Origin of the sequence: Pseudoalteromonas sp. S1608, from assembly GCF_005887265.1 — a bacterium.
Classification (GTDB): Bacteria; Pseudomonadota; Gammaproteobacteria; order Enterobacterales; family Alteromonadaceae; genus Pseudoalteromonas; species Pseudoalteromonas undina.
The window spans coordinates 26,248-38,208 of record NZ_PNDK01000017.1; the positions used below are offsets into that span (position 1 = coordinate 26,248).

An 11,961-nucleotide genomic window follows, 5' to 3' on the forward strand; every position below is an offset into this window, starting at 1 on the left:
GCAATTAATTGCAGCGCTGTGGTTGTGTTACTTAATGGTTATTAACGGTCTAAATTCATTACTTTAGTCCATGCTTTAACAAAGTCTTCTACAAACTTTTGTTTTGATGTATCAAAAGCATACACCTCAGCAACTGCACGTAGTTCTGAATTTGAACCAAAAATCAGATCAACCGAAGTGGCGGTGTACTTTTGCTCACCTGATTGACGATCAAAGCCTTGATAAATGCCAGCATCAGACGATTTTTTCCATACCGTCGACATATCTAACAAGTTAACGAAGAAATCGTTATTTAGTGTACCTGGCTTGTCGGTAAATACGCCGTAGTCAGTGCCTTTATAGTTTGCATCAAGTGAGCGTAAGCCACCGACTAATACAGTCATTTCAGGGACTGTTAGGTCAAGCTGATCCGCTTTATCAATCAGCATTTCAGTTGGCGATTTATAGCTCTTATCTGCATCAAAATAGTTTCTAAAACCATCGGCAGGCAGCTCTAATAAGCTAAATGCATTAACGTCAGTTTGCGCTTGTGTAGCATCGCCACGGCCAGCATTAAACGGCACGTCTACTGAGTAGCCTGCATCTTTGGCTGCTTTTTCAATCGCTGCATTACCACCAAGCACAATTAAATCAGCAAGCGATACATGGCTTTTGCTAAATAAGCTGTCATTAAAGTCAGCTTGAATCGCTTTTAATACTTTAAGTACCTTTGTGGTTTCTGCTGGATTATTTACTGCCCAATCTTTTTGTGGTGCTAGCGCAATACGTGCGCCATTGGCTCCGCCACGCATATCTGAATCACGGTAACTGGCAGCCGATGCCCATGCCACACGTACTAACTCAGGTACACTTAGGTTCGAGTCTAAAATAGCAGCTTTCAGCTCTTTTACTGCACCAGCATCAATGTTTGATTTAGTCTCTGCTGAAATAGGGTCTTGCCAAATTAAGTCTTCTTTTGGTACTTCTTTACCTAAAAAGTTACGTGGTGGTCCCATATCTCTGTGAGTTAATTTGTACCATGCTTTAGCAAATGCAAGTTGATACTCTTTTGGGTCATTTAAAAAGCGTTCAGCAATTTTGCGATATTCAGGATCAAATTTTAATGCTAAATCGGCAGTGGTCATTACCGGTGGGTTAAATTTCCCTTTAACGTGCGCATCAGGTACTGACTTATGTAATGATTCATCTGTTGGGATCCACTGAATAGCGCCTGCAGGGCTGCGAGTTTGTTTCCACTCAAAGTTAAGTAGGTTGCTTAAGTATAATGATGACCAGCGAGTAGGTGCTTGTGTCCATGCGCCTTCTAAACCACTAGATACGGTATCTTCAGAGTGACCTTTACCACATTTGTTTTTCCAGCCTAAACCTTGCTCTTCAATACCTGCTGCAGCAGGCTCTGCACCTACACAGTCTTTAGGTTTGTGCGCACCATGCATTTTACCAAAAGTGTGACCACCGGCGATAAGTGCTAGGGTTTCTTCATCGTTCATCGCCATGCGAGAAAACGCAACACGAATATTTTTAGCTGAGCCAATAGGATCAGGTACTCCTTTAGGCCCTTCTGGGTTTACATAAATTAAACCCATGTGAGTTGCACCTAACGGACGTTCTAGTTTGCCGCTAGCATCTTCACGGTCGCTGGCAAGCATTTCTACTTCAGGACCCCAGTAAACCATGTCTGGTTCCCAATCGTCAGTACGACCACCAGCAAAACCATAGGTTTCAAACCCCATGTTTTCTAAGGCAACATTACCGGCTAATACGATTAAGTCTGACCATGAAAGGGCTTCACCGTATTTTTGTTTAATTGGCCAAAGTAAACGGCGCGCTTTATCCAAGCTTACGTTATCTGGCCAGCTATTAAGCGGTTCAAAACGTTGTTGACCACCGCCAGCGCCACCACGGCCATCAAGCGTACGATAGGTACCTGCACTGTGCCAGGTCATACGAATAAAAAATGGGCCATAGTTACCAAAATCTGCCGGCCACCAATCTTGAGATTGGGTTAGCAGAGCGTCGATATCACTTTTTACAGTGTCTAAATCTAGGCTGTTAAATGCCTCTGCATAATTAAAGTCACTACCGTAAGGGTTTGAACGTAGATCATGATCGCGAAGAGGAGATAGGTTAAGTTGATCTGGCCACCAAAATTGGTTGGTTCTGGTTGCACCCATTTTTGCCTCACCCATGCCTACAGCACCTTGTGGCTTAGACATTTGTGGTTTTTCTTGACTAAAAGCAGAGCCAGACATAAGTGCCATACTTATAAATCCAACAAGCGCTTTTTTTGTAAATGATCGGTTTTTCATTGTCAGCTTCCTTAAAGTTAACGAATTTCGTTATATACAAAGCGTATTAAAAATAGGGTCTACTCATTTAAAAACAGTAGGCTAAAACTTCATTCAAGTTGTTGTTAAATGAGCCTGAATGCACTAAGCAGTGCGAATAGTATAGTAAGGAGGCTAAAAACCGTGTGTGAAATAAAGCGATTGATACAATCTATAAAAATGATTCATTAAAGTTAAATGATTAAATAAACAAATCACTAAAGAGCTTTGAAAGAGGGGCAGACATAAAAAAGCCCAGCGCAGGCTGGGCTATTAGATTAAAGTGAGTGCTATTGAGTTTTCATTAATTTACTGGTGATTACACCTGAGGTCATGGAGCCCGACACGTTGAGTGCAGTGCGCGCCATGTCTATTAATGGTTCAATAGAAATAAGTAAAGCCACTACCTCTATAGGTAGTCCCATGGTCGGTAATACAACCAACGCTGCGAAGGTAGCACCACCGCCAACACCTGCAATACCAAACGAACTAATAACCACAATACCAATTAGCGGTAAAATAAACTCAAATGTAAGTGGGTCAATCCCCACACTTGGCGCAACCATCATCGCAAGCATAGCAGGGTAAATACCAGCACAACCGTTTTGACCTATAGTGGCACCAAAAGAAGCCGATAAATTAGCGATTGCAGGTGGCACTTTTAACTGGTTAATTTGCACATCAACATTCATAGGAATAGATGCCGCTGAGCTACGTGAGCTAAAAGCAAAGGTAAGCACAGGCCAAATTTTTTCAAAGTAATTTTTTGGATTAACGCCCACTAAGCTAAGCAATAAACCATGCACAACAAACATTAGTAAAATAGCCACGTAAGAAGCCACAATAAAGGCGAGTAAATTTAAAATATCGCTACTGCTTGAGTTTGCCACAACGCTTGCCATTAGGCCCGCAACACCATAAGGCGTTAATGCAATTACCATGCGAACTAAGCTCATTACTGTTGCTTGTAGGGCGTTTACACCGTTACGAATAGGGCTAGCTAATTCTGTTTTTTCAAGCATTACTTTACGTGCAGCTATACCAACAAGTACACCAAATATAACCGTGGCAATAATAGAGGTTGAACGTTGATTACTTAAATCCGCAAATGGGTTTTCAGGGATAAAGCTCAGTAGCATTTGCGGCACACTTAAGTCGGCTACATTCGCGGCTTTGCTTTGTAGGGTGTCCATTCTAGCGGCTTCACGAGTACCCGAAACAAGCCCTTCAATGCTCAAATCAAATCCATACGTAACCGCAATACCAATTAATGCTGCAATCGCGGTGGTAAACAGTAAGACAGAGATGCTAATAAAGGATATTTTCCCCAGTGAACCTTGGTTCTCAAGCTTAACCACAGCGGCAATCATAAAGACCAATACCAATGGCATAATGATCATTTTTAGTAACCCGACATAGCCTTTACCTACTATGCTTACCCAGCTGAGTATTTCTTTAATGGTTTCTGGGGAGTGGGCAAACAAAAACTGTAGGGCTAAACCAAAGGCGCTACCAAGCACTAAACCAAATAAAACGGTACGAGATAAAGAGCTGCTTTTTTGCGAAACAAGATAGATGGCGAACAGCAAACCGACAAATAATGCCAACATTAATAATACAGCAAGCGACATGGTACCCTCTTTTATAGCTGTGAATTAGCGCGGCACTTTAACGCTTTGTAAGACGTTAACAAAATACGCTTTCGCTATGGGATAGAATTAAAATGAATATAGTAATAATATTAAAGTATAACGAATGAGCACATTATTGAAAAAAATCAGCCCATATGATTGTATTTTCTTCAAATTGTGGGACTTACTATAGATCGTAAGCCTTGTTTAAAGCGTAAGTCTGATACGAATTAATTGGTCAACGTGTTCACTTTAGTTTTATTTAAAGATAGGGAGTAAAGGTATGTTAAAGGCAATAATGGCGCTGGTGATGGTTTTAGTGGTTAGCGGGTGTTCAACCCAATATCCAAACCAAGCATTACTGGGTAAGCAATTTCCCACCGTTAGCGGAGAAAGCTTAGAGCAACAGTCATTCACCATTCCTGATGATTTTAATAACCCAAATACGTTGTTATTAATTGGATATAAACAAGATAGCCAGTTTGATATTGATCGTTGGCTTATTGGTTTAGATATGAGTGCAGTTGATGTGACTGCCTATGAGTTGCCAACCATTCAGGGTATGCTTCCTCGTATGTTTAGTACCTTAATTGATAGCGGTATGCGCAAAGGGATCCCAAAAGAGTTGTGGGGTGGGGTGATCACAATTTACGAAGATGGCGATAAAGTTCAGGCATTTACTGGCAACGAAAATCCTAATAACAGCCGTGTGATACTGCTTGATGAGAGTGGCAAAATAATTTACTTTTACGATCGTGGTTTTTCTGTATCGGCATTAAATAATTTAAAAGCGGTTTTGGAAAAGCAATAAACTATAGGTTAAATTAGCCGCTTTTGGGCACGCTATTATTAAGTTAGCGTGCCACGTTAAAAGTACTACTCACTTACGTTATTTCTGCCTTTCTTTTTAGCTCTATAAAGGGCTAAATCGGCATTTTTTAATGCCTCATCAAAGCTTTGTTTTGCCGCTCTTTGCGCTACACCTATAGAAACCGTCACGTTTACCGTTTTGTTGTCACTTGACTGTTTACCTTTGCGAGATTTTTTATCGGTGCGTTTTGGGTTTCTGATCACCATGTCGTAGGTGGCAATATTTTCGCGCAGTGTTTCTAGCTCAGGGATTGACTGCTCGGCTGTTTTACGCGGGAACACCACCGTAAACTCTTCTCCGCCATAGCGGTAAATTTTTCCACCCCCTTTAACGCCAGCCATTTTAGCCGCCACTAGCTTTAACACTTGGTCGCCAATATCGTGGCCATAGGTATCGTTGAATTTTTTAAAGTGGTCAATGTCGAGCATAGCAACGGTGTATTTTCGCCCTAATGATAAAGCAAGCTGATTAAGTGCTCGTCGCGTTGGTAAGCTGGTTAAATCGTCTCTATAGGCTAAATAATAAGAGTCTGTACTTACTGCCAATAAATACAAAGAGGCCATAAGCACGGCTATTACAGACCAAGGAAAATCAATAATGTGTTGCTGATTAAGGCACCACACAATAAAAGTAATTAATAAGGCGGTTTGAGTCAGGTTATGGGCTCTTAAGCTTTGCCAAATAAGCAAGCCGCCAATTATTGAAAGCGGTAAAACAATGGGTAAATAAGGAAGCAGCTGAGTATAAAAAGAAGATTGTATTGTTAGTTCTTGCAAGTGTTGGCTCAGTGCTAACCAAGCAAATGCAGCACCACCACAGACAATAACGAGTAAACTGCGAGTTACTGTGTGTATTGATAAGAGCGCTCTATCTTTTATAACTGCCAATAGCATTAATAAACTTGTAGCGCATAATAAGGTCCAGTCAGGTTGCGTTTTGAGCCAGTCAGACCAAGGTAAAGCGTAGTCTAATGAAGATAAATAAAGCACCCAAAATGCGCAAAGTAATGCAACTCGACTTCGATTAAACTGAGTAGCAAATACAGCAGTAATAATCAGTAATGGATAAACAAGATTATTAACAAGAGAGAGCTTACTTTGCCATTGAGCTTGAAACTGAACTAATAATAAAAATAAGCCACATAGACCTAAAAGGCTCAAAGAAGTTGATTTAACTCCTGCTAATTTTAACAACCTATGCTCCAAAGACCGATGTCTAAAAAATAAAGGCTTATTGTATTCATATTGAAAAATATTACTACTTTAATGCTTGTTAATTATTTAAAAACAATACTTTAAAACTAATTTTTGCGGCTTTTATCGACACTTTTTAGCCAAATGTATGACATTTTAGCAAATGTAAATATAGTAAGTTAATTAAACCTATTATCCAGAGTTCAGGTTATTTAATTAGTTGGCGAATATCGCTTCCTGTTGGAGCTTCATGGGCACGTAATGAAAAGGCGGGTAAAACCGCTAATATATGATCAAATATATCTGACTGAATATTTTCATATTCACCCCAATTAGTGGTATTAGTGAATGCATAAATCTCAATAGGTAAACCTTGGGTTGTTGGCGCTAATTGCCTTACCATTAAGGTCATACCTTGATGAATATGTGGGTGCTGTTTTAATAGCGCGACCAAATAGTGACGAAATGTACCCACATTAGTTAGCCTGCGACCATTTAAAGTGCAGCTCATATCTACTTTTTTAGTGATGTTTTGCTCCTCAATAACCAATAGTGTACTTTCAAGGTAATTACTTAGTAGCTCAGCTTTTTTAAGGGCAGCAAGTGCGGCTTCATCTAAAAAGTGCACACTACTCATTTTAAGATGAATGCTGCGTTTTATCCGGCGTCCACCAGAGTCTGACATACCGCGCCAATTTTTAAATGAGTCGGAGATCAGCGCATAAGTAGGAATGGTGGTAATGGTTTTATCCCAATTTCTTACTTTAACCGTGGTTAACGCAATATCAATAACATCACCATCGGCACCGTATTTAGGCATTTCTAACCAGTCACCTACCGCCAGCATATTATTGGCAGAGAGCTGAATACCTGCTACTAATCCTAAAATAGCGTCTTTAAATACCAGTAATAACACCGCAGACAGAGCGCCTAAGCCGCTTAGTAAAATTAACGGTGATTTATTCATTAACAATGAAACGGCTAAAATGGCAGTTAATACACTGGCAATAAGCTTAATTGTTTGCAAAAAGCCGCGCAGCGGAAAGTGAGCGCTCAAGGGGCGCTTATCGGAAATTGCTTGAAATATATCTAGTAACGAAAACAGCGAAAGTAAGGCGAATAAAATGATCCACTGATCGGTGATCATTTGAATCAAATACAAAAAGGTGGTGCCTTCGGGTATCCATAGTTGCGCCTGAATAACAACGACCGCTCCTTGTAAAACAAATGAGATATTACGAGCGAGCTTTTTTGCTGAATATAAAGGACTTTTGCTATCGGGTTGCGCAGCTTGTTCGCTAAAGCGGTTTTTAACTAAACGCTGAGAAACCAGCCTTAAAATGAGGTGTAATATTAATGCAAATAGCGCAATCCAAGCCAATACAATCAGGTCGTACCATAAAAATGGGCTTCCCGGAAAATAATCGCCAAACCATTGCAGTAAAAAATCTCGCAGCTGTGCGCGTGTTCCTGTCATTAATACTCCATAAGGACGCTATTATTAATTACTGATTGTTAGTTAAGCAGCTGCAATGTAAAAAGTCTATTTAAGACTTTTTACATTATGTAGTTACAGTTTACCATGCTCGAGTTGCTGGCTGAGTTCTTCAAAAATACTTGGATCATCTATGGTTGATGGAATTTGCAGTTCTTCACCATCAATTAACTGCCGCAGGTTTTTACGTAAAATTTTGCCAGAACGGGTTTTTGGTAATCGCTCTACACACATAATATTTTTAAGGCACGCAATAGCACCAATTTGATTACGCACGGTTTGCACCAATTGCTGTTCTACCTCTTTATGTGAGCCATGAAAATCATTTTTTAGCACCACCATCGCCATTGGGTTTTGCCCTTTTAACGCATCACTAATGCCAAATACTGCACACTCAGCCACAGCTGGGTGCGCGGCAACAATTTCTTCCATTTCACCGGTGGATAGACGGTGCCCTGCGACATTAATTACATCATCGGTGCGACCCATAATAAAGAGGTAGCCATCGTCATCAATATAACCGCCATCACCAGATAAATAGTAGCCCTCATATTCAGCCAAATAACCAGCCTTAAAACGAGCCGTATTTTGCCAAATTGTCGGTAAGCATCCCGGTGGTAAAGGTCGCTTTATAACAACCGCGCCTTGTTCATTCGGAGCACATTCATCCCCATTCATATCTAAAATTCTTACATCAAATCCAGGTGTTGCAACTGTTGAGCTTCCTGCTTTTGTTGGCAGGTGTTCAATGCCAACAGGGTTACACGCAATTGCCCAGCCGGTTTCTGTTTGCCACCAATGATCAAGCACCGGTAAACCTGTTTTTTCTTTGAGCCAATCGTAGGTAGGTGGGTCTAAACGCTCTCCAGCTAAAAATAATCGTTTCAGACTAGAAGTATCATACTTCTTAAATCCTTCGGCATTGGGGTCCTCTTTTTTAATCGCGCGAAACGCAGTGGGGGCACTAAATAGGGCATTCACTTTGTATTCTTCTACTACGCGCCAAAAAGCACTGGCATCGGGGGTTCTAACCGGTTTTCCTTCAAATAAAATAGTCGCGCACCGATACATAAGTGGCGCATACACAATATACGAATGACCCACTACCCAGCCAATATCAGAGGCGGCCCAAAATACGTCACCGGGTTTCATGCCGTAGACGGTTTCCATGCTGTAATGCATAGCAACCGCATGGCCGCCATTTTCACGCACCACACCTTTAGGTGTCCCTGTTGTGCCAGAGGTGTATAAAATATAAAGTGGATGATCGCCACTGACCGCAACGGGATCAACCGGTGTGGCTGTTTGCATTGCAACAGCCCAGTCAATATCACGTTCGGGCATAAGCGGTGCGGTGGCTTGCTCACGCTGATAAATAATACAGTGTTCAACTTTATAGCTAGCAGCTTCAACCGCGTTATCGAGTAATTCTTTGTACTCAATTACAGTATTAACTTCTACACCGCAGGAGGCACTGAGTACCAATTTGGGCTTGGCGTCATCAATCCGTACCGCTAATTCATGCGCTGCAAAACCGCCAAATACAACAGAATGAATAGCGCCAATTCGGGCACATGCCAACATACCAATTACGGCTTCGGGGATCATGGGCATATAAATCACTACGCGGTCGCCTTTAGTCACTCCTAAAGACTGCATCACCCCTGCAAATTTAGCGACCTCTTGCTGCAGTTGTAAATAGCTATAACTGCGTTTGCTATTGGTAACAGGTGAGTCATAAATTAACGCTGTTTCATTACCATGCCCAGCGATGACATGCTGATCTACGGCTAAAAAGCAGCTGTTAAGTTGGCCGTCTGCATACCAGTGGTGCAGTCCTTCTTGATCTTGTGTGTATGCTGTTTCTGGAGCCTTGTACCAAGGAAGGCGTTTACTTTGCGATAACCAAAACGCTGCCGGGTCTTGTTTAAATTCGTTGTAATGTTGTTTATATTCACCTGACATAAAGGCTCCTGAGTCAAATTTAATCTAACTAAACTAAGCGCTTTTTAGCAGCAGTGATATTCGACTATGGTCGGTTAAATAGTAAGCGATGCTTTTAGTTTTTGGCCAACGTAATGATTGTATAGAACTAAAAAGTTCCAACTAATGTAAAATGTTTCAGTAATTAATGAAGAGTAAATGGATATAAGAATGAATCAAATGGTCAGAGTAGGCGTTGCAGTAATAGTAATGCATGATAATAAAATTTTACTCGGTGAGCGGATAGGCGTACATGGCGCAAATACGTGGGCAACCCCTGGAGGGCATTTAGAATTTGGCGAAACGGTTGAGCAATGCGCTGTGCGTGAAGTAGTAGAAGAGACAGGGCTCAATGTCACTAATATTCGTAAACTCGATTTTACCAACGATATTTTTAGCGCAGAGAACAAACATTATATTACCTTATATGTGCAAGCAGACTATGAAGGTGGAGAGGTTATAAATAAAGAGCCTCACAAATGTTTACAGTGGCGTTGGTGCGATATTAATGACTTGCCCGCACCTTTGTTTATCTCATTAAAAAATTATCTAGCACAGAATACTTTGCCCGCTGAGTATTAAAGGTTTTTTGGCATAGGAAGTTGCCATTTATTTAAAATTTGCTGATATTCACCACTTTCCTTGATGGCATTTAACCTATCGCTAATAATTTTTGCTGTGTGTGAGTCAAGCTGATTACTGGCTGCAAAATGCAAAGAAGAGGGTAACTCATCTAAATGGATGCGTTTTGAAATTAAATTAGGGTCGAGCCCAGTACGTTTTAATTCGTTTTCAAGTGTGAGCGTATTAGTAACAACAAAGTCGATGCGATCTTTATATAGCATTTTCCAGAGTTGCTGGTAATAACTGACTAATACTAGGTTTTCATTTTCAGTAAAACCTTTGGCTTCTAAATAGGCCTGCGCAGAGTAGCCGCGGATCGTAGCTACTTTGTATTCTTTAGCGAAGTTTAAATGAATCACTTCATCTTTATGGCTGCGTAAGCTAACTAGGTATGCGTCTGCAAAGTAAACTTTACCCAACCACTTAAATTGATGATGCCTGTTTGGTGTTTTTAGCAGTGACAGCATAATGGCATTAGGATTGGCTCGTTGCTGTTGAAACATGCGCGCCATCGGCATTATTTCAAACTTTGCGGTTAAAGCGGTGCCTTTTAATACTGCTTTAGCTATATCGACCAGCGCGCCCTGTGTTTCACCTTGAGGGTTTTTAAAATGATAAGGCGGTAAATCTTCAGCGATAAAGGTAACAGGAGTGGCGTTGCAGAACGCACTATAAAAAATCAATACAAAAACAGTTAACATCATACGCAAAAGCATAAATAATTGTCTTTAAAGCAATATCATGAGGCTAGTGTAAATAAAATTAGTAAAAAGGTATATGGTAAGTGTGTTTTTTAAGTAAATGGAATGTTTAATTATTGTTTTTTATAAATTGGCGAGGTGAGCAATGATACCAGCGCTTAAAAGCACGATTAAAAGAGCTTTGATCGTTAAATCCCAGCATAAATGCGATTTTATTTAATGAATAGTGGGGAATATAAGTTAATAAACGTCGTTTTTGCTCTGCTTCAAGCAACGCGGCAAACGTGGTTTTTTCTTTTTTTAGATGGCGCTGTACTGTGCGTGGCGTCATATTTAAGGCCGCAGCTGTCCTAAGTAAAGAGCAATCTTGTAAGTCGTGTTTTGACATTAAAATATGATTAATTTTTTCTGATAATAACTGCTGACTTTTAAACTGGGATAGCTGTTGCTCTGACATTTGCTTAAGCATTGCGTTGATTTGGCTATTATCGGTTTTAAAGGGCAGGGTTAAGTAATTACTTGGAAACTCGATTTGATTAAAGCTAGCTCCAGCTTTTACTGGGCAATTAAACCAATTAGTTAATCTGTGTTGTTCGGTGTTTGAAAAGTGTGTTGAAAAATACACACAGCTAGGTGAAAGCTCAGGATTAAGTAGTTGGCGTACCACGCTGACCCAAGCGGTCATATTTCGTAAAACAGCCTGTGAACTACATTGCGGATCGGCTACCCAGGTTACTTTACACCGTGTTTTTTGTTGCTCAAACTTGGCGCGACCAATATTAGCCACTAGGCTGTCGTAATTAAGTAGTGCAGTAATAGCACTGGCTAAATTAGTACTCGATTCAATTAAATACCCCAATACACCAAAATCAGCGGTGCGTATTTGTTTTCCTAATTCAAAGCCAAATAAGGGATCGTTTAACGCCTGTTGTGCATAGCCAAGCAACGCATTGTAGCTTTTTAAGCTGATACGCGGCGCCAATTGTTGTGACTGTTTATTGGTATACTCGTTAAAATCAATAGCGCTTAAAGCCACTTGGCTATCTAAGCCCTTGGCTTCAAGATAATCCAAACAGCTACAAAAGTAATGATCGGCTAAGGTTTTCATTTGTCGCCTAAAGCTAAAAAATAGTCAT

9 protein-coding genes are annotated in these 11,961 nt (G+C 40.6%); 2 read left to right on the forward strand and 7 right to left on the reverse strand.

Going from position 1 to position 11,961, the window contains the following annotated elements:
- Positions 1 to 41 precede the first annotated feature (41 nt).
- Together katG and CWB75_RS08230 are read right to left on the reverse strand one after the other, a co-directional pair.
- A complete protein-coding gene (katG, locus tag CWB75_RS08225) occupies positions 42 to 2,309 on the reverse strand; it encodes a catalase/peroxidase HPI (protein WP_138570376.1) in 2,268 nt (755 codons plus the stop codon).
- 308 nt (positions 2,310 to 2,617) lie between these two features.
- Complete coding sequence (locus tag CWB75_RS08230) at positions 2,618 to 3,958, reverse strand: L-cystine transporter (RefSeq protein WP_010387567.1); 1,341 nt, start codon at positions 3,956 to 3,958, stop codon at positions 2,618 to 2,620.
- 283 nt (positions 3,959 to 4,241) lie between these two features.
- Between CWB75_RS08230 and CWB75_RS08235 the strand changes: the two genes are divergently transcribed.
- Positions 4,242 to 4,769 carry a hypothetical protein gene (locus CWB75_RS08235; protein WP_010387570.1) on the forward strand — a complete coding sequence of 176 codons (528 nt, stop codon included), beginning with the start codon at positions 4,242 to 4,244 and terminating at the stop codon, positions 4,767 to 4,769.
- A gap of 65 nt (positions 4,770 to 4,834) precedes the next feature.
- Here the strand turns inward: CWB75_RS08235 and CWB75_RS08240 are convergent, their stop codons facing one another.
- The 3 genes from CWB75_RS08240 to CWB75_RS08250 all read right to left on the reverse strand — a co-directional run bounded on the left by CWB75_RS08240 (position 4,835) and on the right by CWB75_RS08250 (position 9,482).
- Positions 4,835 to 6,022 carry a GGDEF domain-containing protein gene (locus tag CWB75_RS08240; RefSeq protein ID WP_249362319.1) on the reverse strand — a complete coding sequence of 396 codons (1,188 nt, stop codon included), beginning with the start codon at positions 6,020 to 6,022 and terminating at the stop codon, positions 4,835 to 4,837.
- 208 nt (positions 6,023 to 6,230) lie between these two features.
- Positions 6,231 to 7,499: a mechanosensitive ion channel family protein gene (locus CWB75_RS08245; protein ID WP_138570378.1), complete on the reverse strand. Its 1,269-nt coding sequence runs from the start codon at positions 7,497 to 7,499 to the stop codon at positions 6,231 to 6,233.
- A 93-nt stretch (positions 7,500 to 7,592) separates the two neighbouring features.
- Positions 7,593 to 9,482, reverse strand: a complete 1,890-nt coding sequence (locus tag CWB75_RS08250) for an acetate--CoA ligase (RefSeq protein ID WP_138570379.1) — start codon at positions 9,480 to 9,482, stop codon at positions 7,593 to 7,595.
- Between the two features lie 189 nt (positions 9,483 to 9,671).
- On the opposite strand from CWB75_RS08250, the gene CWB75_RS08255 reads away from it, so the two are divergent.
- On the forward strand, positions 9,672 to 10,082 hold the full coding sequence (locus CWB75_RS08255; protein WP_138570380.1) for a nucleotide triphosphate diphosphatase NUDT15: 411 nt from the start codon (positions 9,672 to 9,674) through the stop codon (positions 10,080 to 10,082).
- Here the strand turns inward: CWB75_RS08255 and CWB75_RS08260 are convergent.
- Positions 10,079 to 10,840, reverse strand: coding sequence for a substrate-binding periplasmic protein (locus CWB75_RS08260; protein WP_010387576.1), 762 nt, complete (start codon positions 10,838 to 10,840; stop codon positions 10,079 to 10,081). The two genes, CWB75_RS08255 and CWB75_RS08260, sit on opposite strands and share 4 nt — an antisense overlap.
- A gap of 94 nt (positions 10,841 to 10,934) precedes the next feature.
- Positions 10,935 to 11,933, reverse strand: a complete 999-nt coding sequence (locus CWB75_RS08265) for an AraC family transcriptional regulator (RefSeq protein WP_138570381.1) — start codon at positions 11,931 to 11,933, stop codon at positions 10,935 to 10,937.
- Between the last annotated feature and the right edge of the window lie 28 nt (positions 11,934 to 11,961).